Source organism: Dyadobacter sp. HNCC25DJ184 (assembly GCF_056895215.1).
Genome location: NZ_JBXHAQ010000004.1, coordinates 352874 through 375999 on the forward strand (window position 1 = coordinate 352874; position 23126 = coordinate 375999).

The window sequence follows — 23126 nt, forward strand, 5'->3', positions numbered from 1 at the left end:
AAACTTAAATAATGTTGACATGTCAACCAAAAAATAATTTAATTAATTCCACAAGCGGAAAAAATACGTGACCAACGAATGTCACGACAATAAGGAGCACAAAAAAACCTGCCCACCGGAGCAGACAGGTATATTAGAATTAAAAGAGTAAACGTGGCAATCGAGAGCTGACTGCCTACGGCTCAAATATTATTTTCCCAAAGTCTTGATCAACATTCCTTTCTCTACTTTGGCAGACAAGTCCATTCCGTTCAAAATCGCAAGATCATCCATTTTGTTGTCTGGCATATTGTTGTCTTTTAATGCATCTTTCAACGTACCGTTACGTTGAACCGATTTGATCCGGATGCGCTCTGGTTGCCTGCCCAGGATATTGGGATCAGATACTGATTTAAAGCCTTGAGCTACGTTTTTAAATTGTCCGAGGTTCGATTCAAAAGCATTGGCCATGCTCGCTCCGTGAATGGCATATATATTACCGCCATATTGAATAAGCCAGCTGATAAGTTGTGTCGTATTTTCCGCAGTAGCGGCAGTTGCCTGTCCTGTCTGGCTTTGAGCCACCTGCTTAGATACCATCACAATCGCCGGATTTCCGTTGATCGTCGTTTTATTATTTTCAAGAACTTGCAAGCTATATTGTTTTACAACTGCCTGAGCTGCCTCGTCTATGGATTTCCCTTCGGCCAATGTGAACAACATCATCGATTTTCCATCCTTTGGAGCCATTTGGAACTGGCTTGGCGTATTTTCATATTGCCATCCGCTTGGCACAGGAAACTGAAATTTAAGTCCCGGGTGATAAAAAGTGTTGTTTTCTACAAACCCTTGCTTCGGATCTATTCCATATATCAAACCTTCGATCTTTTTAAGATATGCATCGCGGTTCACGGCATATTTCGCAGGATTTGCCTGCTGATATTTCGTAGCAAGCGCATCCACCTTTTGCATTCTGTCGCCCGGATCCGGGTGGGTTGACTGAAAAGTCGGGATACTTTGGCCGCTTTTTTCACTAATTTTTTTCAGTGTGCCAAAAAAGTCTGCCATTTCGTGTGCGTCATATCCAATCTTGCTGGAATATTGTACCCCAATCTGATCCGACTCTGTTTCATGATCGCGACTATAACTCAGGAATAGCAGTTGCAGGCTCTGCGCAGCCTGATCTCCAAGGCTACGGATTTGTGGAGAAAGCACCATTCCTGCCATCAACAACCCCTGGCCTAATATCTGAGATGTCTGTTGGCGGGCAGAGTGACGAGCCGTCACGTGCCCAATCTCATGACCAAGTACTCCGGCAAACTCGGCTTCATTGTTAAAATGAGCCATAATTCCCCTGGTAAAATATACGTATCCGCCTGGAACCGCGAAAGCGTTTACAACCGGAGAATCAACGATATAGAATTTAAAAGGAAGTTCAGGACGATGGGATATCTTCACCATTTGCTGTCCTTTTTCATTGATGAAAGCCTGTAGTGTTTTATCCTCATACAAACCCATACTTGACACCACCGATGGGTGAGATTCAGCTCCAAGCGCTTTTTCCTTTTCCTCGCTCATAAATACGATCTCCTTCTTTCCGGTGACAGGATTTCTGGAGCAGCTTGTCAAAATTCCTGCTGATAACATGCAGGCTAGAATGATATTACTTTTCTTCATTGGGGTTATAAAAATAATTTTGATGTTAGGGGGCACAACATACTGAGTGGTCCTGAAAGTACAAATTAAAGAACCATGCCAGTGTCAAACGAACGGAGCCTCTGGTATTATTTTTATTTGACTTCACTTTATCTTTAAATTACGCCAGATTTTTAAAAGGTAACCACCTATTTTACACTAATGCTAACAACCGCCTCATTTTAAAGCCCCTCGGATGATTTTACAAAAAATAACATATAGCCTCTTACCGAAGTGGTTAGCGCGCATGGACTTTCTTGGACTATTCGAACGGGATCCTTTTGGGAATTATCTCACAGTAAAGCGGTTCTTTATATTTGTTATGGGTTGGTTTACCTATTACAGATATACGGCAGTCAATAAAATAGAGATAAAGGGTGCCGAGCAATTACTGGATCTACCAGACCAGGGCGTTCTTTTCCTGTCAAATCATCAGACTTACTTTGCGGATGTAATTGCATTTTACCACATTTTCTGTGCGTCAAAGTGGGGATATAAAGATACTATTTCGCCCCCTTTTTACCTTTTTTCTCCAAGAGCACGCTGTTACTACGTGGCCGCGTCCGAGACTATGACTGAAGGAGGGATTTTACCAAAGCTGTTCAGCATCGGCGGCGCTATACTTGTAGAGCGATCATGGAGGGCGAAAGGCGAAGATGTAAAAAGAACTTTAGACAATTCAGCCCAGGATAAAATTGGCATGGGATTGGACCATGGCTGGGTGGTGAGTTTTCCTCAGGGAACCACCAAACCCTATGCTCCAGTCCGGAAAGGCACTGCATATATGATTAAGGAACAGAATCCGATAGTCATTCCAGTTGTAATTAATGGTTTCCGCCGGGCCTTTGATAAAAAAGGGCTACGGTTCAAGAAAAGAAATACCAAGCTCACTGTCCACTTCAAAGCACCCTTGGTTTTTGCCCCGGAAACCTCCATTGATGAAATTGTAGAAGGTGTCACTAACGCCATCGAACAAAATAATTTACATGATGGCTTGATTTTTTAAAGGGGAGGAAAGGAGGACGGACGAAAGGGAGAAGGCGGGACGCGTATGATGAGGGTTAAGGGTAAAAAGATGAACGACTAATGGAAGTTTGCCTTTTCGATCATTGACGAAGGAGTATCCTAAGGTAGAACCCGCGCCATTAACCCATTCCCAAATTCTCTCATTAACTAATTCTCTCATTAACTGTCCTATGCAAAACAGAGTACTTATATCAGGCGGCTCAGGGCTCGTTGGATCGCGGCTTACGGAATTACTTTTAGAAAGAGGTTATGAGGTAGGACATTTGAGTCGGCATAAAAAACCGGTTTCTGGTGTTCGTGTTTTTGAATATGACACTCAAAAGCAGTTTATCGAAGACGGCGCAATGGAGTATGCTCAGTTTTTTGTCCACCTGGCGGGTGCTGGTGTGGCCGATGAGCGCTGGACAGATGAAAGGAAAGATTTGATTACCAAAAGTCGAACGGAAACCGTTGAACTGGTTTACAAAAAACTCGGGGAGGTCAATATAAAACCTCATGCTATCATTTCTGCTTCGGGAAGCAACTATTACGGATCTGATACCGGAAACACCAAAAATTCGGAAGACTTTCCCGCTGGCAAAGATTTCCTTTCCAAAGTGTGTATTGATTGGGAAAATGCAGCTTTGGTACTGAGTTCAACTGTTAGGACGGTAATATTAAGAACAGGAATGGTATTAAGTAATCGTTCCGGTGCACTTCCCAAAATATCGCAACCTGCCCGGTTTGGAGTCGGGGCTGCATTAGGTTCGGGGAAACAATGGATTTCCTGGATCCATATTGATGACTTATGCAGAATGTATATTGAAGCAATCGAAAATGAATCATGGACGGGTGTTTATAACGCTGTTTCGGCACCGCCTGTTACCAATGAAAACTTTACGAAGGAAATTTGCAAAGCTATGAACAAACCATTCTGGATGCCAAATGTGCCTGCTTTTGCGTTAAAACTTGCTTTGGGAGAGATGGCCAATATTGTTCTTGGGAGCAATTATGTCGTAAATCAGCGGATATTGAATGAAACCAATTTCATTTACGAGTTCCCGGAATTGAAACAGGCGTTGACTAATTTGTTAAAATCCTGAGTTTAAAAATCATTCTTCTTCATTCTCGTCTTCATCATCTTCATCCAGTTTCTGGACGGAGGCAAGCCATATATTACGTTGAACTTCTGCTTTGGAATCATCGTGAACATTGAGCTGGATATTGCCGTTACTGAAAATTGTCATCTGTAAACCCACAAAAGCAAGCATTTCATTCAGCCTTGCTTCCAGATGGTGATTCCCAAAAATGCACTCTTCCCAATACCAATCCAATTTTTCACCAGCCACCTCTTCCACTATGCTGATATAATCTTCAAGAGTATATCCAATGAATGGTCTCCCAAACCTTTCCCACAAAATCTGCATCACCCGATCCAGCGATTTCTCATGATTGCTGCTCCTGCGCAAATGCAGATCCAATATCAAAGCAACCAGTGCACCTTTATGATAAACTGAAACTTTTCTGTCCGGGATACCTTTTTCATACCCGTCGAGCCACAAATCAAACGATGATTCAACAAGCGACTGGCTGGCATTAGCACTCGGCTCAAAATGTCGCTTCATATATACCTGCAACTCCTTGATATATGCTTCATTATTAAAAACGCCAGCGCGTTTCAAAAACAAATCGCCATAATAAGTGGTACAGCCTTCGGCTACGAAGCAAGTTTTGAAGTAATTTTCTTTTGTAAAATCGTAAGGTAAAAGCTCCTTAGGGCGAATACGGATAATATTCCAGGTGTGAAATAATTCGTGCGAGCTGATACCGAGCAAGTCCGTATATAACCCTTCACCCTCGTCGTCCGGGCCCAAAACGATCATGGTAGAATTGTGATGCTCCACGCCGTGGTAAAATGCGTTCGGCAGGATCAGATTCAGAAAGTGGTATTCGTTTTCCGGAAAGTCGCCCATCATTGCGATCTGCTCACGTGAAAAACGCCCGAAGTCCTTTTGGATTCTTTTCCAGTTGGGACGCAGGTTTCCCTGCATCCATATATAAAAGATTGTGTCTCCGACGGTATAGACACTACGTTGGATACTCTCGGAAGCCAGCAGCGGACTGTCTACCAGCTCATAAAAGTTATTTGCATATAACGTGTTACCATCAGCAGGTAATCCGCAGGCAATCGTATAGTTATCAGGAAGCGCCAATTCTATCTCATACACCTCGTCAATCCTTCCCTCCACATACATACAGAAGTTGATAAAGTTGAGATACCAGAGCTCATTATCAACATAACTGCTCCCCGCGTTTTGAATAGCAGCATAATAGGTATAGTTAATCCTTACCTTGCTTTCGCCTTCCGTCAGGATCGCCCATCGGTCTTTGGTAACCTTCTCAATGACCAGATTTCGTCCATCATTGCTGACGGCTTCGATAAATTGAATATTTTTGGCAAAATTTTGAATTTCATATCTGCCGGGACGCCAGGCCGGTAACTGAATTTCTATACGTTCATCAACAATATCGTCAATGGAGAAAGTCAAATGTAGTAAACGAGTTTCCGGATCAGTTACGGCAATATGGTAGTGCATAGTTATTCAGCTGTAAATAGTAATCAGAGTGAATTTCCCGTTCCGGAGATAAACCAAAAATCAATATACATACGTTAGAAATGACGTTATAATCAAATAAACGACTTTTAGATGAAAAATAAAATCCTTCTCAGTTTGCTCTTCACGATCATTGCCTGTCTTTCCAACGCTGTTTTCGCTCAGGATGGCGAGTATTACCGGCCAGATTCGCTGAGAAATCAAAAGCAACAAAGAAAAGAGCCTGTTCAAGCTGACTACCAAACCGTTAAAAAAGACACCATTAATAAAACCAAAAAACTGGAAGATTTTAAGAATCAGCCTTTTGAGAACCGTCTTCGGGTTGGCGGTAGTTTCGGTCTGAGCTTCGGCTCCGTTACGAATGTCAATATTTCTCCAATGATCGGATATGAATTAACCGAGAAGTTTGTAGCAGGTGTAGGTGCAAATGTCATGTATTTCCGATACAATTACTATGATATCAATGCTATGTATTATGGAGGAAAGTTATTTGCAATGTACAAGATCTTCCCAATGATTAATTTATTGGGCGAGCTGGAAACCTTGAACGTGGAAGGTTCTTATCAGAAGCGACAATGGATCACTTCGCCGATGCTTGGCGCCGCATATTCTCAGCCTTTAGGAAGTAAATTTATCAAAGCTGCCCACATCAGTATTCTTTACAATCTGAATTACAACAATCAAATTGACCAATATAGCGGACAAAATCTCTCGCCATACGGCTCTCCGTTTGTTTTTAGAGTAACATTCCTCTAATCATTTTGCTTGAATGGCTGTTACAAGTATTACTCAGTCAGTTTTTGTTTGGCAATATTTGCCTAATAGCTAAATGCTAATGGCTAATAGCTCTTTAATTAAATTTTATGGAAAATCCAGTATTGATATTTGGCGCAGGAGACCTTGGAATGAAGGCTCTTGACATTTTTAAAAGAAATCATGTTTTGGTGTACGGCCTGCTCGACGACAAGGAAGAACTGCACGGCAAAGAAATCGACGATATAACGATCCTTAGTCATACCGACGATGCCGATTTCCTGAAAATAGTTGGCGCGAAATGCGAGGCTTTCGTAGCAATCGGTGAGCGGTCGGTGCGGGAGAAAATTGTGGAAACTCTGAAAGAAGAGTACAAGGCTATGCCCGTAAATGCGGTTCATGATACAGCTGTTATCTCTTCTTTGGCAGCAATTGGTCATGGAAATTTGTTAGGTGCAAAGGTGGTGATCGGCCCGAGAACCAAAGTGGGGCATCATTGCATAATAAATACAGCTGCCGTAGTCGACGCCAATGTGATCATGGGAGATTTTGTGACAGTTGGTTCCGGCGCGATTATTAATGATCGGGCAACCATTAACGACGGCGTCTTTATCGGATCCGGTGCAATAATCATCGCAGGAGTTGAAATCGGAAAAAATGCAAGAATTGGCGCAGGATCCGTTGTAGTGGAAAACGTGCCGGCGTCCGCTACGTTTTTCGGAAACCCCGCAAAGAAAGTTTAAACTCAAATTAAGTTTTTAAATTAGTGGCTATTTGACAATCAACGAGAAAGAAATTTCTTTTATAGTTTTTATTCATAGCAAAAAGCTATTACCTTTGCAGTCCTTTTGACATTTAGAAGTGAAAGAGCTAAGTAAATATAACATAGACATTTACGGTTTGGAAGACAAACAGTATGACTATGATATGGAATCGGGAGATGCGTTTTTTGAAGAGCTGGAACAGGATATTGTTGATCACGGCCACTTCAAAGTACATGTCAAACTGGTCAAATCGGCCACGATGATTCAGCTTTATTTCGATACAAAAGGAATACTTGGATTGATTTGCGACCGTAGTCTGGAGCCATATGAAGAACCTTTTGCTTTTAATGAAAGGATTATTCTAAAATTCGGAGACCACGACGAAGAGTTGACCGACGAGATAGAGATTATCAATCGAAATACAAACCGCATTAATGTGGCGAAGTATATTTTCGATTTTATTGCCCTGTCTCTGCCGTTTAAAAAGATTCATCCAAGCCTTAGAAAACCAGAGGATGACGATGAATTTTCGGAACACGAGGATGAGGTTGTTTTAGTATATACTTCCGCAGCCGAAACTGACTCCACTGATGAAGATTCTGATAATACAGATCCTCGCTGGGCAGCATTGAAGAAATTAAAAGGAGAAGAATAGAGGCGATTACCAGATATAAAGAGTACAAATAAATCGAAAATTAACAATTAGAACATAAAGCATCATGGCACATCCTAAGCGGAGACACTCTTCTACCCGTCGCGATTCGCGCAGAGCACATGACTTTCTAACCGGAAAGCAATTGGGAGTTGATTCTTCAACTGGCGAAATACACCAACTTCACCGCGCTCACGTACACGAAGGAAATCTTGTGTACAGAGGAAAAGTTGTAGTTGAAAACTACACCAAAACGGTTTAGATTCAGAAGATGAGAATACGAATTTCGCAGCAGCCTCTAAAAGTTGTTGCGAAATTCTTTTTTACTAAGGCACTTCTGCTAAATTTACACCTTCGATTTCTAATCTTATCAGTAAAAACTGCGTGTAAATGAAAATTGCGGTAGATGCTATGGGGGGGGATTTGGCCCCTCAGGCAATAGTTCAAGGAGTGATTGAAGCCGCTTCTACACTTCCTTCAGATGCAAGAATCGTCTTAATCGGTAGGGAGCAAGTAATATTGGATATCTTCGAAAAGCACAATTTTGCTGCTGCCAATGTAGACATTGTGCATGCCGAAGATGTGATTGAAATGGGAGAACATCCCACCAAGGCTCTTTCCCAGAAGCCAAATTCAAGCATTGCAATAGGCTTCAAATTATTAAAAGAAAAGTCAGTCGATATTTTCTGCAGCGCAGGTAATACAGGAGCGATGCACGTAGGTGCTCTCTTTAGTATCAAAGCAATAGAAGGCGTGCTCAGACCGGCAATTGCAGGTTTTGTGCCCCAAATAGGCGGAGGTCATGCCATTATGCTGGATATCGGTGCCAATGCAGACTGTAAACCGGAAGTATTGGCCCAATTTGGGGAAATAGGCTCCGTATTTGCACAGCATACCTTCCAAATGGAAAAGCCTCGTGTGGCATTAATGAACATTGGCGAAGAAGAACAAAAAGGTTCTCTCACCATTCAGGCCACTTACCCGCTCCTCCTCCAAAACAAGAAAATCAATTTCATAGGTAACATTGAAGGAAAAGACCTTTTTACCAATAAGGCTGATGTGATCGTCACTGATGGGTTTACTGGTAATATCCTTTTCAAACTGGGTGAATCCCTTTATGAAATTGCTCTGAAAAGAGGAATACAAGACGACTTTATTGACCAGACCAATTACGAAGCAATAGGTGGAAGTCCTATTCTGGGTGTAAATGGTAATGTTATGATTGCCCATGGTGTATCCACACCTTTAGCTATAAAAAATATGATAGGATGGGCTTATAAACAGGTGAAGTCCAAAGCTTATCTTCAGATTGCCCAGGCGTTGAATTAATGATATATGAAAACTGCTCAACTGAAGAAGAATACGGACTTGCTTATACTTTCATCCAGATTTTGATTGCCATAATTACATCATGACCCAAATCAGAGCCTCTATAACTGGAATACAAGGGTATGTGCCTGACTATATCCTGACCAATGAAGAACTGGAATCGATGGTGGCCACGAATGACGAATGGATCGTCAGCCGAACCGGTATCAAGGAAAGACGTATACTAAAAGGTGAAGGCCTGGGTAGCTCTCATATGGGTGCAGAAGCCGTTAAAGGGCTTTTGGAAAAAACCAATACCAAGCCTGAAGAGATTGATCTTCTGATCTGCGCCACTACCACTCCCGATTTTATTTTCCCATGTACTGCCAATCTGATTTGCGATATGGTGGGGATTAAAAATGTTGGAAGCTTTGATATTCAGGCTGCTTGTTCCGGCTTCGTTTATGCACTAACGCTTGGTTCTCAATTCATTGAGACCGGAAAGTATAAAAAAATAATTGTCGTTGGAACAGACAAAATGTCCTCCATCGTCGACTACACAGATCGCAAAACATGTATCCTTTTTGGAGACGGGGCCGGCGCAGTGTTGCTGGAACCGGACGAGGATGGATATGGTATCATAGATTCTATTATCCGTTCGGACGGATCGGGATATCCTTATCTGCACCAAAAAGCAGGAGGAAGCCGCTACCCGCCAACACATGAAACGATAGATAATCGCTGGCATTACGTTTATCAGGATGGAGCCAACGTCTTTAAATTTGCCGTAAAAAATATGGCCGATACCGCGGCTGAGATCATGCAAAAAAACAACCTGACAGGTGACGATGTTGCATGGCTCGTTCCACATCAGGCCAACAAAAGAATTATTGAAGCTACCGCCAATCGAATGGAAGTTGGTATGGATAAGGTGATGCTGAATATTCAAAAATATGGCAACACAACCTCTGCAACCATTCCACTATGCCTTTGGGATTACGAATCGCGCCTGAAAAAAGGTGACAAGCTTGTACTTGCTGCTTTTGGCGGCGGGTTCACATGGGGAACCATGTACCTTAAATGGGCATATTAAGATAACTTCTGAATTTGTTTTACGGACCTCAAAGGATGTAAAACGGTTTGGAAACCAAGAAACAATTTAGATTATACATTGAATTAAAATGGCAACTACCGCAGATTTACGTAATGGGCTGGTCATCGCATTTAACCACGACTTGTTCCAGGTAACTGAATTTCAGCATGTTAAGCCGGGCAAAGGAAACGCATTTGTTCGTACTAAAATCAAAAGCCTTACAACAGGTAAAGTATTGGATAATACTTTTTCTTCTGGCGCAACTATATATCCGGTGAGAGTGGAACGTCACAAATTCCAGTTTCTTTATAAAGACGATGTAGGTTATAATTTCATGAACTCTGAAACATTTGATCAGGTTGTGATTGATGAAAAACTCATCACCAACGCAGATTTGATGAAGGACGGACAGGAAGTGGAAATTCTGATTAATACTGAAAACGATACCCCGCTTCTTTGCGAATTGCCAGCTTTTGTCGAGCTTGTTGTTACTTACGCAGAACCAGGACTAAGAGGAGATACTACTAACTCGCCGAAAAAAGCGGTTGAGGTTGAAACAGGTGCAAGAATCATGGTACCGTTGTTTATTGATGAAGGAGAAAAGATTAAAGTGGATACACGCACTTACGACTACGTGGAACGCGTAAAATCATAATTCACCTGAACGAAGTATATTAAAACCATTAACGGTTTCAGATTTATACTTTTTAATTTTGACTAAATGGAAACCAAAGAAATCCAAAAATTAATTGACTTTATCGCGCAGTCTGGACTGGACGAGGTCAATATCGAGACAACAGATCTTAAAATTAAAGTTAAGAGATATGGCTCGGCTCCAGTCGTAGTTAGTTCTGCGCCAGTAGTTTCTACTGTTGCTCCGGTTGCAGCGCCTATCATCGCAGCAGTACCGGCTGGTGGCGAAACGCCCGCTAAACCAGCTGAAGCATCTACGTCAAATCTGATTACTATCAAGTCGCCGATGATCGGTACGTTCTACCGCGCATCAAGCCCTGAAACTCCGACTTTCGTGAGTATCGGTGATGAGATCAAGCCAGGAAAAGTGGTTTGCGTGATTGAAGCGATGAAATTGTTCAACGAAATTGAATCTGAAATTTCAGGTAAAATTGTTAAGGTTTTGGTGGAGAACGCAACACCTGTTGAGTTTGACCAACCGTTGTTCCTTGTTGAGCCAGTTTAATTGAGCGATTTCGGAATTTAATTATTTGACTTTCATGTTCAAAAAAATATTAATTGCCAACCGTGGAGAAATTGCTCTTCGCGTCATCAGAACGTGCCGCGAAATGGGTATCAAGACGGTTGCAGTATACTCGACTGCAGATCGCGACAGCTTACATGTTCGCTTTGCAGACGAAGCGGTTTGCATCGGACCGCCACCGAGCCGTCAGTCTTACCTGAGTATTCAAAATATTATATCTGCAGCAGAGGTGACAGGCGCAGACGCCATTCATCCTGGCTACGGCTTCCTTTCTGAAAATGCCGAATTCTCGCAGATATGCGCAGACTATGGTATTAAATTCATTGGAGCCACTGCCGACCAAATCAATAAAATGGGCGACAAGGCAACTGCCAAAGCGACCATGATCAAAGCCGGGGTTCCTGTTGTACCGGGTTCAGAAGGATTACTGGAATCTGTTGAACAAGGCAAAATTCTGTCAGAAAAAATGGGATATCCCGTTATCGTCAAAGCTACGGCTGGGGGCGGTGGACGTGGTATGCGTATTATCAACAAGCCTGAAGAGTTCGAAAAAGCGTGGAATGACGCTCGTACAGAATCTGCCGCTGCTTTTGGAAATGACGGCTTGTATCTCGAAAAATTTGTGGAAGAGCCGCGTCACATAGAAATCCAGATTATCGGAGATCAATATGGCAAGGTTTGTCACTTATCAGAACGTGATTGCTCGATTCAGCGTCGTCATCAAAAACTGGTAGAAGAAACTCCTTCGCCAATTATCACACCGGAACTTCGTGAGAAAATGGGTGCTGCTGCTATTAAAGGCGCGCAAGCTATTGCATATGAAGGTGCAGGAACTGTTGAGTTTTTGGTTGATAAAAACGGGAAATTCTATTTCATGGAAATGAATACCCGTATTCAGGTTGAGCACCCTATCACAGAAGAAGTTACGGATTTTGACCTGATTAAGGAACAAATAAAAGTAGCTGCCGGTGAGCCGATTTCTGGAATAAACTACACTCCAAAGCTTTTTGCAATGGAATGTCGGGTAAATGCCGAAGATCCTGCTAATGGCTTCCGACCTGCTCCTGGTAAAATCACCAATTTACACTTTCCCGGTGGCCACGGTATTCGTATCGACAGCCACGTATATAGCGGATACACCATTCCTCCGAACTATGACTCCATGATTGCAAAGGTCATCGTGAGTGGTCAGTCGAGAGAAGAGGTGATTACTCGTATGAAACGTGCTTTGCAGGAATTCGTGATCGAGGGTATCAAAACGACCATTCCTTTCCATATTAAGTTAATGGACGATCCAGGTTTTAAATCCGGATTTTTCACCACTAAATATCTGGAAACATTTGATTTTTCAAACTTGTAAAATCATACCAATATCAGTGAAAAATGCCGTCAGATAATCCTGGCGGCATTTTCATTTAGAAAGGGATTTATATAAGCTTCACAGTCCACCATTCATTTTATCCTGAAAATCGCCGACCCAGGCTTACCCGTACCTCGTCGTAAAGGCGCTTGATTTTACAAGTGTGCCACTAACGGTCGGTTACAAAAAAATTTAGCCTGAAACAACCGTCCAGGCTAAACTGTTATCACACACATCAAATTAACATTTCTTCAGTTAAACTACATCGGGAAGTTTGTACGGTGCCCGATATTCTCTTGTGAGATACTTATTAGCATCGTCATCATTTACAAATTTCTCCGTACCCGGATCAAACGTCAGCGCCCGGCCTGTTCGATACGCAATATTCCCTAAATGAGCCAGTCCAGATGATAAATGCGCTGTTTCAACAGGGGCATTTACCAATTTGGGATCACGCGCCACGACAGCGTCAATAAAGTTCTTATAATGATCACCACCCGCCTTTCCGGTTGGCCCCGGTTTTTTATCCTTACCAAGAAAGGTTTCATAGAAATCATACCCCTTCACAACCATATACCCTTCTGATCCGTAGAAAATGTTGCCAATACCCGTCCCATCTTCCAGATTGGTCATCCATGGCCGTACTTCAAACTCAATAATTTTCTTCTCCTTGGGATATACAAATGAAGAAGTCAGAACCTCCGGTGTCTCCTTAGCATCGTTCCAAAGGAATTTGCCACCTGAAGACGTGATTTTCTCAGGAAATGAATCTACTCCGAGCCCCCACATACACATATCGGTCTCATGAATTCCCTGATTTCCGATATCGCCATTTCCGTAGTTCCAATGCCAGTGCCAATTATAATGCACATAGTTTTCTGAGAAAGGTTTCATCTCAGCCGGACCAGTCCAAAGATCATAATTCAGGCCTTTCGGGACAGCAGAAACGCCCTTGTCGCCAATATCCGGTCTCCATTTGTAAACCAGCCCCCGAGCCATATATACATTCCCGATCAGCCCATTGCGAAGTTGCTTAACAGCCTCCTGCAACGCCACAGAACTGCGCAGCTGAACACCATGTTGAACCACTCTTTTATATTTATGCGCAGCTTCCACCAACTTGCGCCCTTCATGCAAATTATGCGAGCCGGGTTTTTCAACATAGACATCCTTTCCGGCCTGGCAAGCCCATATCGCAGCCAGCGAATGCCAGTGATTAGGGGTGGCAATACTTACCGCATCGATCGTCTTATCATCAAACACTTTGCGTAAATCATTGACCGTCTGCACGGTTTTACCTGTCTTTTCCTTGTATTCCTTCGCCCTTTCCTGCACCACATTGTCGTCGGGATCGCATAGACATGCCAGCTCCACGTTACTCAGATTACTAAAACCCTTGATGTGGTCTTTACCTCTTCCATTTACTCCCAAAACTGCAACCCTGACTCTGTCATTTGCACCAAAAGCACTCGCGGGAATAATCGTCGGAAGTGCCAGTGCGAGAGAGGCTCCGGCAGATTTCTTTATAAAATCCCGTCTGGATGCATTGTTTTCGTCATTCATATCTTTAAGAATTTAGGATTGTTAAGCGACTTAACTACTTCTGAAGACGAAGTTTAGGCCATTTTACCTGCACAAATAGTACAATTATTTTAACAATAAGTACCAAGGTTAATAATAAGATACCATATGGTCACAAACCTTTCATACGGAATTCATTCTGATAACCCATATGGCTAAACACTGGAACGCGATTCTTATCATGAAAGAGATGGAAGCATTCGAGTAACAAAATAAAGATCCACATGTCAGTCAATATTTGTATTGCGAAATGCTCCTGAGCTATTGGAGGAGCTTGTGGACCATCCGACCGCGGGAAGAGGTGAAGCAGAAATGATGTAGTAGATTATCGCAAGAGCACAGATTAATCTTTCGGATAAATGATTCTACAATAATCGTGATCGTCCTAGGGCATTATGACAGCTAACAAATTTGGGCACCAAATCTCTAAAATATTCACCTTAGTATAAAACAAAAAGGCTCCGGAAATCCCGAAGCCTTTCGTTTTATAAATTCCCGATCTCCTGGAAATGTTTGACCGGCTGGTTGTTATTGCCGCTGGGCAAGCCAAATAGCAGCTTCTCTTTAATAATTGCCGCTACGTTCTCCGGAACAAGTTTATCCCATCCCGGTTCTCCGCGCTTGATTTTTTCAAGCACGCTGTCTGTGGTGATATGCATATGCTCTTTGTTGTAATTGCGGATATCCTCGATTTTATCATTAATGATCAGGTATTGAAAAAGAGGTCGTAAATGATCCGGAATCTGGAAGTTTTCGCAGCTATATACCGAACCGTCAGGTTGTAATGTCGGATATATCAGCAACTTAACCTTCCTGCTGAAAAGTGTCGCGAACGATTCCAGAATACCTCCCGGAAGAAACTCGTAATGGCTTTCTTCAAAAATATCCTGCAGACTAGGGCTTCCCAGTAGCAGTCCAACTTTCAGTTTGGTAAGGCTGGACAGATATGCCACCAGTCGATAGTACTCATGGTGATTGGATATCATCACCATATGCCCCAAAGAACAAAGAATATCCACCCGATCCAGGAAGTCTTTTTCGTCGATTTCCCGAGACGATCCTTTTAGATTATGCAGCGTAAGTTCAGAAACCAGTACCACTCTCGATTCATCCACATCCGGCTCGTCGATAAACTGTCGCATTCCGTTGTTGATCAAATCAATATGAACGTTGGTAATCGGACGCAAACGCCCTCTCAACATCAAAATGTGCTTTTTGTAAAGTGCTTCGGACGGCTGTAATACGCCTCCGTCAGCTCCAAAAAGTGCGGCATCGGTAAACCCGTTTCTTACAAGTCTCAAACTCATCAAACGGTTATCAACCTTCACAAAATCCGGCCCACTGAAACGCACCATATCAATCTCAATCCGCTCCGGCGTCAGGTCGTCCATGAGCGAAAGTAACAGTGTTTCAGGAGATTTATTATAGAAAAAACACCCATACATGAGGTTTACCCCTATAATCCCAAGGGCTTGTTGCTGCAGGAGATTATCATTGTCCCTCATTCTCACGTGGATCACAACATAATTTGTCGGCCCCATTGGTGACAACTGAAACTGTAATCCGACCCATCCATGGGCCTCGTTGGTTTTTTGAAAATTGAGTGCAACAACTGTATTGGCAAAAGCAAAAAATAAACTGTCATCCCCCCTTTTTTCGCTTAGCCTTTTTTCAACCAAATTATACTCACGGTTCAGCATTTTCATCAAACGCGATTCCACCACATACCTTCCGCCCTCTTCCGTTCCATATATCGCATCACTAAACGTCATATCATATGCCGACATGGTTTTCGCGATTGTTCCTGATGCTCCTCCGGCTTTAAAAAAGAAGGCTGCTGTTTCCTGCCCAGCACCTATTTCTGCAAACGAACCATATATACTACGATCAAGATTGACTCGCAAAGCCTTTTGTTTTGTTCCCAGATTCTTTTCGTACATAACCTTATAATGTGATATTGCTTAATGTAAATATAAGAAAAATACCACCTTTATGATATTAATCCATACTACATTCGACTTAACTTATGCTAATTCTATTATTCTTTTAACCTGAAATATGATCTAAAAAATATAAAAATGTACGATACCGACTCCACATATCTATTCACCTATGGCACCCTGATGAGAGGCTATGAAAATCCATTGGCAGACCAGCTCAAAAGTCAGTCCGTTTTTGTAGGATATGGATCTATGGAGGGTGTACTATACCTCGTCAGTTGGTATCCCGGAGCAATATATGTTCCCTGTTCTGATCAGAAAGTGTGGGGAGAAGTATATCAAATCGACCATATCGAAAAGCTATTGCCGCTACTGGACGAATATGAGGATGTATTTGAAGAGGAGGCTTCGAGCCTTTATTTGCGGAAAGTAGTACCTGTCAATATAGGTGACAAAGTTTTACCCTGCTGGACATATTTATACAATCAACCCGTTTCAGAGTTGACGCGTATTGTTGATGGAAACTTCAGAAATACCTGAAAGCGTGGAAGATATTACCTCAATCACGCAATCCCACTCACCCGCTCCCCGATAATACGAAGTCCGTCCAATGTCAGGTTTCTGTCAATTTCGACAAACTCGTCTTGCAGTGTATCGATAATGGATGAAAGGCCTCCGGTTGCGATGGCGACACACTCTCCATCCAGCTCGGACTTTATTCTTTCAAGCAAGCCTTTTACCAAACCTTCATATCCCAGCAATATCCCGGCCTGAATGGCGTGGACGGTGTTTTTACCAATTGCGGATTTTGGCAATTCAAGGGGCACCTCCGGAAGTTGTGCAGTATTTGCAAAAAGTGCTTTCACCGCAGTAATCAGCCCTGGCAATATGGCAACACCCAGAACTTCCCGATTTTTTGATATTGTGGTAAAAGTGAGCGCAGTTCCAAAGTCAACGACAATGCAGTGCTGGTCATATCGGCTCATCGCCGCTACGGCGTTGGCGATCAAATCCGCGCCGATTTCGTGCGGATGATCGATGGCGATATTGAGATCTGGGTAAATATCCGGTCCAACCACTATGGTATCGTCTCCAAACAACGATTTCAATGCTCGATGAATAACTGGGGTTAGCGCAGGAACTACACTGCTCAATACCACCGTAGTAACATCACCATACCACAACCCTGTTTCAAGAAAATAAAGCCGAAGCTTCGATTCGTAATGCCCTTCGTTATCCTGCACCACCGATCGGACGCGCCAGATATTCATGAGATTTTCGTCCTCATATAACCCAAAAACAGTATCTGTGTTGCCTACGTCGACCGCTAATAACATATTTAACCTTTCGTTGTTAATCTGATTATGAAACTACAAAATAGCAGGAAACTGCCAGAATTTCGGGCAATTCCTCCACTAGTTGTTCTATTTACCACTAGAAATTCTTCCGGAAAGTTAAAGGCATTGGCTAAATAAATCTTCATTCCCAATCGATTTCCTGTCCGTTTCTTTTTCATTATCTCTAATTTTGGCATGAAAACCTGCAAGGTTTCGCGTCAACAACTTCCTGAATTTGTCTCGGTTAAAAAAATATGATGATTGATTCTTTACTACTACGTCTCTCCTATATTCTGATTTTCCTTCTCTGCGGCCTGACGATCTGTAATGGGCAAGCTGTCCCGGAATGGCAGGATCCTGAAATTGTCAGCATCAATACCGAAAGACCTCGTGCGGCTTTTACACCTTATCCCGATGAAAAAAGCGCATTGGACTATAAAAGCCAGTCGCCCCTGGTGGTTTCGCTAAACGGTAAATGGAAATTTAAATGGGCTTCCAATCCATCCAAAGTGATCCCTAACTTTTTCGATCCGTCCTTTGCCATTAATGGCTGGGATGACATTCCGGTTCCTTCCAACTGGCAGGTTGTTGGTGCACGTGAGGGGCGTAAATATGATCGATTGATTTTCAGCAATATCAAATATCCTTTCAGGCCCACGCCACCAAGAATCAATGCGGATACGAATGCGATCGGTATGTACAAAACCAATTTCACAGTGGCTGACGTCAAGGACAAAACCTTTTTTTTGCATTTCGGTGGAGTTCAGTCGGCTTGTTATGTATGGCTAAACGGGGAGGCGATAGGTTACCATGAGGATGGAATGACGCCTTTTGAATTCAATGTTTCAGATGTTGTAAAAAATGGTATTAACCATCTTGCCGTGGAAGTGATCAACTGGTCGGACGGGAGTTATCTCGAAGATCAGGACTACTGGCGGCTATCGGGTATATTCCGGGACGTCAATTTAATTACCCATCCCAAAGTAACAATTACGGACCTGTCTGTCAGGACGCTGCTTGACGCAACCTATACAAACGCAACTTTGAAACTGAATGCATTCGTCAAGAATTACAACGAGACAAATGTATATGCCCACCAGCTGGTATTTACGTTGTATGATGCCAACAAACAAATGGTGAACCGGCCTGTAAGCCAGATTCTCCGTGATATACCGCCATTGGACGAGTCGGCCATCAGATTGGAAATTCCGGTAAATGAGCCTGTCAAATGGAACGCTGAAAATCCCTACCTATATACCCTGACGGTTCAATTAATGAATTCGGATGGGAAAATTCTTGAAACGACGAGCCAGCGGGTTGGATTCAGGGATATAAAAATTAAGAACGGGCAATTACTTGTCAATGGAAAAGTCATTTCGGTTAAAGGCGTTAACCGTCACGAATTTGATCCTGAAACCGGTCGGGTGATCAGTCGTGAGTCGATGGTAAAGGATATCACGCTCATGAAGCAACATAACATCAATGCCGTCCGGACATCACATTACCCAAATAATACTCAATGGTATGATCTCTGCGACGAATATGGGATATATGTGATGGACGAAGCCAATATAGAAAGTCATGGTTTGTGGAGTCAAAATATCATTCTGGCTGATAATCCGAAATGGAAACAGGCATTTCTGGCACGAGCCAATGCTATGATCGAAAGGGACAAAAACCATCCGTCGGTCATTATCTGGTCGCTGGGCGATGAATCGGGTATGGGTCAGAATTTTACCGATATGGCTGACTTCATTCGTCTTGCTGACCCTACCAGGCCGATTCATTACGAAGGAAGAAAAGAATATACCCCTACTTCACTGAATAGTTTTGATATCATTTCGGTGATGTACCCGACCGTTCCGGATATGCTGGAACTTGTCAGAAAAGATAAGACCAGGCCGCTTATTATTTGTGAATATGCGCATGGAATGGGTAATAGCATCGGTAATCTCTCAACCTATTGGGAAACGATTGAAAAACAACCGACGATGCAGGGAGGCTTCATATGGGACTGGGTGGATCAGGGGCTTAGCCTGAAAAATCCGGATGGAACCACTTATTGGGATTACTTCAACGATATCGACGGTGCCAATGCAGGTGACGGCCTGGTCAACCCTGACAGAGTTCCTCAACCTGAAATCAACGAGGTTAAAAAGGTATATCAGTATATTAAATTCGACGACTCTGATACTTTGAAGGCAGGTTTAAAACAGGTTACCATCCGAAACGCATATGATTTCATCGGCCTGGATCACTTTGATGCGGCCTGGACGTTGCAGGAAAACGGTGCCATTATTGGAAAAGGGACGCTTAATATTGCCAACCTTGCTCCACAGATGTCGCAAAAAATAGAAGTGCCGTTTCAACTACCTGCTAACCGTGACAGCGGGAAAGAATATTTTCTGAATATCAGTTTTACCTTAAAGAAAAATACCGCCTGGGCTCAAAAGGGATATGAGGTGGCCTGGAAGCAATATAAGGTCGCAACTTCTGTATCTGAACCTGTCAATATTAGCCTCACCGGCAATTCAGGATTGCGCGTTTCCCAACTCAACAGCAATCGTTTACAAATAACCGGTCAGTATTTCTCTGTCATTTTTGATAAGAATGAAGGAGGTGTTGTTTCGTTTAAAAATCAAAGAGATGAAATGATCCAAAAGGGGCTGCATAACAATTTCTGGCGCGTTTCAACCGATAATGACGAAGGCGGAAAAGACAAAAGTTACGCGGCCAACTGGAGAAAAGCAGGTTTGGATAACCTTACAATCCAAAATGCCACAATGAAGTCGGAAAGAATCAATACCCATGCGCAAAGGATAACGCTATCTGCAAAACTTAAAGGCAATGCAGGGGAGATTTTGGCAACTACGGTCTATATCGTTTATGCAACAGGCGATATTTATGTTGATAACCGATATGCCTTCGAGGGTGAATGGCCACCGTTAGCGCGCATAGGAAATCAGTTTGAAATGCCCTCAGTTTACAACAAGCTATCCTGGTTTGGAAATGGACCTTTTGAAACCTATGCCGATCGTAAGCTGAGCGGGAAGGTAAATGTTTATTCAGGAAATGTGGCTGACCAGCATTTTCCATACATTTCTCCACAAGAAAACGGAAATAAAACAGATGCAAGATGGTTCACCATTGTAAATTCTGAAGGAGACGGTCTGATCGTGTTGAGTGATTCTCTGATGAATTTTACAGTTCAGGATTATAGCCCGGACCAACTCAATCTTGCCAAGAAAAGAGGGGCTGTCTTGTCTCGGGGCCAGTTGACTTCCGTTAGCGTAGATATGGCGCAAATGGGGCTTGGTGGCGACGACAGCTGGTCGCCGAGAGTTCATTCTCAATACTTGTTGCCGGCGAGGAACTACCGATATACTTATCGCTTGCGGCCGATTACCAAGAACTCCAATATTCAGCAAATTACTTCGGGCAAACTGCCATATATACCAACCTCTTATTCATCAACTGATCCGCTGCCTTCTGAAACTGTCTTAGCTGACGAGGTTGTGGAAGATGAACCCGAAGTGGTTCCCGCTAAAAAAGCTGCTGTCAGGAAGAAAACTGCTCCTAAGAAAAAACCGAGTACCCGTAAGAAATCCAGTTCGAAAAGACGACGGAGGAGGTGATGGTTCTTTGGTAAGCGGTGGTCAGGAAATTGTCATTGATGTCATTGATTATCCAAGCATGGCCCTTGTCTTCACAGGACTTTCGAGAATGTAAAGTCCCCTAAAGACAAGGGCACAGCTAAGAACCTGCGCGGATTGTGAAAGTCCGTTGATAACACCGGTCAGGGGTTTCGAGCTACTTGTTATAGGGTGCCAAAGTATAACTTGTTTTCACCTGAATCACCTGCGCTATTTTAACAAAAACGACGGATGGCACTTCGATTTTATGGTCGGTAAGCGCTACTTCGAAGTCACAGGCAATATAGATTTTCCCGTCGGCGATTTTCATTTTGCCTTTTAGCGTGCGTTTTTGCGCAACTCCGTGAACGGTGAATGTACCTGTTACGCTCATGGGAAATTCGCCATCTTTTGAATAGTCGGGCGCGCCGTCCAATGTTCCGGTAAACGATGCTGTCGGATATTTGGCAGACTCCATATAGTTTTCGTTGAAATGCTCCTGCATCAGCTTATTAGGGAAAACAAAATCCCGCATATACATTCTGGCCGCGATTTCATTCTTGGCTGTGTTCAATATCACCTGCGCTTTTTTGTTCACCGCAAGAATATTTTCGAGCGGTGTTTCCGAATGAAAACTCGTTTCACCCGCTGCCGTGGCGTAAAGAACACTCTGCGCCTGAGCGAAACCTATATGGCTATACGTCGCAACCAACAGATAGCATAAATACCTGACTTTTTTCATGGGTAATATAATTTTGAATGAGCGTTAAGCCAACAATTACTCATTTTGGACTCACACGAGATTTTTTGTCAAAACTGAAAGTCCGTGAAATATTGAAGCCATAATGGATATCTCCTTTGCCCCAGCTGCCGGTGGTTTCCCCGATAAACTGACGTTCTATCATCCCCAACGAATTCGTAAAATGCAGCTGAAAAACATGCCCGCCTGTTTCAATATCGACCCCAAAAGACATTGAATCATAATATGGCGCAGTGGGAGTATTCTTTTCGCGCGCAGTCCAGAAATATTCTCCGTTGAGCGATACCCTTTTACTTAGCTTATATCTACCACCAATACCTACGGCAAATAATGGCTTTGTATCTCCTTCAACCAGTGTATGGTTCCGATATAAGTATGTTGGCGAAAGCTGCAGCGAGAATTTCTCCCCAAATTTCCGGGCAATTAGAGCTTGGAGAGTGTACGAAACCTTATCCTGAAACTCTAATTCTTTATCGACGGTAGAAATAACTGTGCTACCAAAAACTGTAACAGAAACCGGAAAGGACTTTGACCCGGTTTTTTGCTGCAACAGCTTATATTTGGCCATAAAGTCGTAAGCTTTCTGAACCGTGCTGCGACCTACTCCAATCATCAACCTGTCCGTCAAACCATACTCGAAACCAAGTCTCAATGTAGCCTGATCCAACCCAAAGAGCTGATATGCTCCTGAATTAAGAGTACCAAACCGGTGAGAAATCCGGAAATCCATATGATTTTTCTTCATCGTTTCGACGGAATGCCCATTGACAATACGGGTCGACTTAAATGTCGCTTCGACCGGAAACGATTTCGCACTGTCCAGCTGATTCAGCTGGCTCATCAGGTCATCTTGCCCAAAAGCAAGAGCAGGTATCAGACCAAAAAAAAGCAACCATGCGGAGGATGTTCTCATTTGTCAGGCCTTTACAGTTAGCGTTTTTCCATCAGCCGAAAGCGTGGTCGTATATACTTTCAGTGCACTAATTGTCTCGCCGGTATTCGGACCTTTGATGACCGCCCCGGTTAGTGAAAATTCCGAGCCATGATTTGGACACAGCAACATGTTTGAAGAACTCACGAATCCTACATCAGTGCCCTGGTGTGTACAGGCTTTTGCCAAAGCGGCATATACACTTGTCGTACTAAAAGCTACCAGTACATCTCCAATAATCTTTGAGCCACCTGGTGTTTTAAGACCACTATTGGCAGAGTTGCTTAGATCTATGGTGAAATTGATTGCGCTTCCGGTTGTAGTTCCGGTTATACCATTTCCGCCCCCCGTTCCAGGATCTGGAGTCGGATCGTCACTTGACCCGCACGAGGTCAAAGTTCCCATACAATAAAACGCCATTAGTGTGGAAGTACCCAGGCTTAAGCTTCTTAAAAAATCGCCTCTTTTCATAACGTTTTCTTCTTGTTTTTTCATGATGATTTAT

21 protein-coding genes are annotated in these 23126 nt (G+C 43.0%); 13 read left to right on the forward strand and 8 right to left on the reverse strand.

The features are described from left to right. Nucleotides 1–189: 189 nt before the first annotated feature. Complete coding sequence (locus AC1XUD_RS08410) at nucleotides 190–1656, reverse strand: M48 family metalloprotease (RefSeq protein WP_483360527.1); 1467 nt, start codon at nucleotides 1654–1656, stop codon at nucleotides 190–192. A 214-nt stretch (nucleotides 1657–1870) separates the two neighbouring features. Between AC1XUD_RS08410 and AC1XUD_RS08415 the strand changes: the two genes are divergently transcribed. After that, nucleotides 1871–2680: a lysophospholipid acyltransferase family protein gene (locus tag AC1XUD_RS08415; RefSeq protein WP_483360528.1), complete on the forward strand. Its 810-nt coding sequence runs from the start codon at nucleotides 1871–1873 to the stop codon at nucleotides 2678–2680. A 190-nt stretch (nucleotides 2681–2870) separates the two neighbouring features. After that, nucleotides 2871–3782, forward strand: coding sequence for a TIGR01777 family oxidoreductase (locus AC1XUD_RS08420; protein ID WP_483360529.1), 912 nt, complete (start codon nucleotides 2871–2873; stop codon nucleotides 3780–3782). 9 nt (nucleotides 3783–3791) lie between these two features. On the opposite strand, the gene AC1XUD_RS08425 is transcribed toward AC1XUD_RS08420, so the two are convergent. Further along, the gene (locus AC1XUD_RS08425; protein WP_483360530.1) at nucleotides 3792–5276 is read right to left on the reverse strand and encodes a M61 family metallopeptidase; all 1485 of its coding nucleotides are present in this window, start codon (nucleotides 5274–5276) and stop codon (nucleotides 3792–3794) included. A gap of 111 nt (nucleotides 5277–5387) precedes the next feature. On the opposite strand from AC1XUD_RS08425, the gene AC1XUD_RS08430 reads away from it, so the two are divergent. From AC1XUD_RS08430 to accC, 9 genes are all read left to right on the forward strand, one after another. Further along, nucleotides 5388–6050, forward strand: coding sequence for a hypothetical protein (locus AC1XUD_RS08430; RefSeq protein WP_483360531.1), 663 nt, complete (start codon nucleotides 5388–5390; stop codon nucleotides 6048–6050). A 107-nt stretch (nucleotides 6051–6157) separates the two neighbouring features. Next, nucleotides 6158–6790 carry an acetyltransferase gene (locus tag AC1XUD_RS08435; protein ID WP_483360532.1) on the forward strand — a complete coding sequence of 211 codons (633 nt, stop codon included), beginning with the start codon at nucleotides 6158–6160 and terminating at the stop codon, nucleotides 6788–6790. A 118-nt stretch (nucleotides 6791–6908) separates the two neighbouring features. Beyond that, nucleotides 6909–7466 (forward strand): YceD family protein, encoded by a 558-nt coding sequence (locus tag AC1XUD_RS08440; RefSeq protein ID WP_483360533.1) that lies wholly within the window; start codon nucleotides 6909–6911, stop codon nucleotides 7464–7466. A 64-nt stretch (nucleotides 7467–7530) separates the two neighbouring features. Beyond that, complete coding sequence (gene rpmF / locus AC1XUD_RS08445) at nucleotides 7531–7725, forward strand: 50S ribosomal protein L32 (RefSeq protein WP_483360534.1); 195 nt, start codon at nucleotides 7531–7533, stop codon at nucleotides 7723–7725. A gap of 128 nt (nucleotides 7726–7853) precedes the next feature. Further along, on the forward strand, nucleotides 7854–8792 hold the full coding sequence (gene plsX, locus AC1XUD_RS08450; protein ID WP_483360535.1) for a phosphate acyltransferase PlsX: 939 nt from the start codon (nucleotides 7854–7856) through the stop codon (nucleotides 8790–8792). Nucleotides 8793–8874: 82 nt separating this feature from the next. Next, nucleotides 8875–9864 carry a beta-ketoacyl-ACP synthase III gene (locus AC1XUD_RS08455; RefSeq protein WP_483360536.1) on the forward strand — a complete coding sequence of 330 codons (990 nt, stop codon included), beginning with the start codon at nucleotides 8875–8877 and terminating at the stop codon, nucleotides 9862–9864. An 88-nt stretch (nucleotides 9865–9952) separates the two neighbouring features. Further along, the gene (gene efp, locus AC1XUD_RS08460; protein WP_483360537.1) at nucleotides 9953–10519 is read left to right on the forward strand and encodes an elongation factor P; all 567 of its coding nucleotides are present in this window, start codon (nucleotides 9953–9955) and stop codon (nucleotides 10517–10519) included. 66 nt (nucleotides 10520–10585) lie between these two features. Continuing rightward, nucleotides 10586–11062: an acetyl-CoA carboxylase biotin carboxyl carrier protein gene (gene accB / locus AC1XUD_RS08465; protein WP_483360538.1), complete on the forward strand. Its 477-nt coding sequence runs from the start codon at nucleotides 10586–10588 to the stop codon at nucleotides 11060–11062. Between the two features lie 34 nt (nucleotides 11063–11096). Further along, nucleotides 11097–12440: an acetyl-CoA carboxylase biotin carboxylase subunit gene (accC, locus tag AC1XUD_RS08470; protein ID WP_483360539.1), complete on the forward strand. Its 1344-nt coding sequence runs from the start codon at nucleotides 11097–11099 to the stop codon at nucleotides 12438–12440. A 255-nt stretch (nucleotides 12441–12695) separates the two neighbouring features. Here the strand turns inward: accC and AC1XUD_RS08475 are convergent, their stop codons facing one another. Then, a complete protein-coding gene (locus AC1XUD_RS08475; RefSeq protein ID WP_483360540.1) occupies nucleotides 12696–14003 on the reverse strand; it encodes a Gfo/Idh/MocA family oxidoreductase in 1308 nt (435 codons plus the stop codon). Nucleotides 14004–14506: 503 nt separating this feature from the next. Then, nucleotides 14507–15961 carry a TonB-dependent receptor gene (locus tag AC1XUD_RS08480; RefSeq protein WP_483360541.1) on the reverse strand — a complete coding sequence of 485 codons (1455 nt, stop codon included), beginning with the start codon at nucleotides 15959–15961 and terminating at the stop codon, nucleotides 14507–14509. A gap of 138 nt (nucleotides 15962–16099) precedes the next feature. On the opposite strand from AC1XUD_RS08480, the gene AC1XUD_RS08485 reads away from it, so the two are divergent. Then, entirely contained in the window at nucleotides 16100–16501 is a 402-nt protein-coding gene (locus AC1XUD_RS08485; protein ID WP_483360542.1) for a gamma-glutamylcyclotransferase family protein, read from the forward strand. 23 nt (nucleotides 16502–16524) lie between these two features. Here the strand turns inward: AC1XUD_RS08485 and AC1XUD_RS08490 are convergent, their stop codons facing one another. Next, complete coding sequence (locus AC1XUD_RS08490; protein ID WP_483360543.1) at nucleotides 16525–17298, reverse strand: type III pantothenate kinase; 774 nt, start codon at nucleotides 17296–17298, stop codon at nucleotides 16525–16527. A 254-nt stretch (nucleotides 17299–17552) separates the two neighbouring features. Between AC1XUD_RS08490 and lacZ the strand changes: the two genes are divergently transcribed. Then, complete coding sequence (gene lacZ / locus AC1XUD_RS08495) at nucleotides 17553–20933, forward strand: beta-galactosidase, LacZ type (RefSeq protein ID WP_483360544.1); 3381 nt, start codon at nucleotides 17553–17555, stop codon at nucleotides 20931–20933. Nucleotides 20934–21108: 175 nt separating this feature from the next. Here lacZ and AC1XUD_RS08500 read toward each other — a convergent pair whose 3' ends face one another. From AC1XUD_RS08500 to AC1XUD_RS08510, 3 genes are read right to left on the reverse strand one after another with little or no spacing between them, the layout of a single operon-like run. Further along, nucleotides 21109–21672, reverse strand: a complete 564-nt coding sequence (locus tag AC1XUD_RS08500) for a YceI family protein (protein WP_483360545.1) — start codon at nucleotides 21670–21672, stop codon at nucleotides 21109–21111. A 40-nt stretch (nucleotides 21673–21712) separates the two neighbouring features. Next, complete coding sequence (locus tag AC1XUD_RS08505; protein ID WP_483360546.1) at nucleotides 21713–22603, reverse strand: DUF5777 family beta-barrel protein; 891 nt, start codon at nucleotides 22601–22603, stop codon at nucleotides 21713–21715. Between the two features lie 3 nt (nucleotides 22604–22606). After that, nucleotides 22607–23116 (reverse strand): QcrA and Rieske domain-containing protein, encoded by a 510-nt coding sequence (locus AC1XUD_RS08510; RefSeq protein ID WP_483360547.1) that lies wholly within the window; start codon nucleotides 23114–23116, stop codon nucleotides 22607–22609. Nucleotides 23117–23126 lie beyond the last annotated feature (10 nt).

Coding starts and splice junctions, on each gene's coding strand:
- AC1XUD_RS08410 (WP_483360527.1), bottom strand. CDS start 1,656: ATGAAGAAAAGTAATATCATTCTAGCCTGCATGTTATCAGCAGGAATT.
- AC1XUD_RS08415 (WP_483360528.1), top strand. CDS start 1,871: ATGATTTTACAAAAAATAACATATAGCCTCTTACCGAAGTGGTTAGCG.
- AC1XUD_RS08420 (WP_483360529.1), top strand. CDS start 2,871: ATGCAAAACAGAGTACTTATATCAGGCGGCTCAGGGCTCGTTGGATCG.
- AC1XUD_RS08425 (WP_483360530.1), bottom strand. CDS start 5,276: ATGCACTACCATATTGCCGTAACTGATCCGGAAACTCGTTTACTACAT.
- AC1XUD_RS08430 (WP_483360531.1), top strand. CDS start 5,388: ATGAAAAATAAAATCCTTCTCAGTTTGCTCTTCACGATCATTGCCTGT.
- AC1XUD_RS08435 (WP_483360532.1), top strand. CDS start 6,158: ATGGAAAATCCAGTATTGATATTTGGCGCAGGAGACCTTGGAATGAAG.
- rpmF (WP_483360534.1), top strand. CDS start 7,531: ATGGCACATCCTAAGCGGAGACACTCTTCTACCCGTCGCGATTCGCGC.
- plsX (WP_483360535.1), top strand. CDS start 7,854: ATGAAAATTGCGGTAGATGCTATGGGGGGGGATTTGGCCCCTCAGGCA.
- AC1XUD_RS08455 (WP_483360536.1), top strand. CDS start 8,875: ATGACCCAAATCAGAGCCTCTATAACTGGAATACAAGGGTATGTGCCT.
- efp (WP_483360537.1), top strand. CDS start 9,953: ATGGCAACTACCGCAGATTTACGTAATGGGCTGGTCATCGCATTTAAC.
- accB (WP_483360538.1), top strand. CDS start 10,586: ATGGAAACCAAAGAAATCCAAAAATTAATTGACTTTATCGCGCAGTCT.
- accC (WP_483360539.1), top strand. CDS start 11,097: ATGTTCAAAAAAATATTAATTGCCAACCGTGGAGAAATTGCTCTTCGC.
- AC1XUD_RS08475 (WP_483360540.1), bottom strand. CDS start 14,003: ATGAATGACGAAAACAATGCATCCAGACGGGATTTTATAAAGAAATCT.
- AC1XUD_RS08480 (WP_483360541.1), bottom strand. CDS start 15,961: ATGTACGAAAAGAATCTGGGAACAAAACAAAAGGCTTTGCGAGTCAAT.
- AC1XUD_RS08485 (WP_483360542.1), top strand. CDS start 16,100: ATGTACGATACCGACTCCACATATCTATTCACCTATGGCACCCTGATG.
- AC1XUD_RS08490 (WP_483360543.1), bottom strand. CDS start 17,298: ATGTTATTAGCGGTCGACGTAGGCAACACAGATACTGTTTTTGGGTTA.
- lacZ (WP_483360544.1), top strand. CDS start 17,553: ATGATGATTGATTCTTTACTACTACGTCTCTCCTATATTCTGATTTTC.
- AC1XUD_RS08500 (WP_483360545.1), bottom strand. CDS start 21,672: ATGAAAAAAGTCAGGTATTTATGCTATCTGTTGGTTGCGACGTATAGC.
- AC1XUD_RS08505 (WP_483360546.1), bottom strand. CDS start 22,603: ATGAGAACATCCTCCGCATGGTTGCTTTTTTTTGGTCTGATACCTGCT.
- AC1XUD_RS08510 (WP_483360547.1), bottom strand. CDS start 23,116: ATGAAAAAACAAGAAGAAAACGTTATGAAAAGAGGCGATTTTTTAAGA.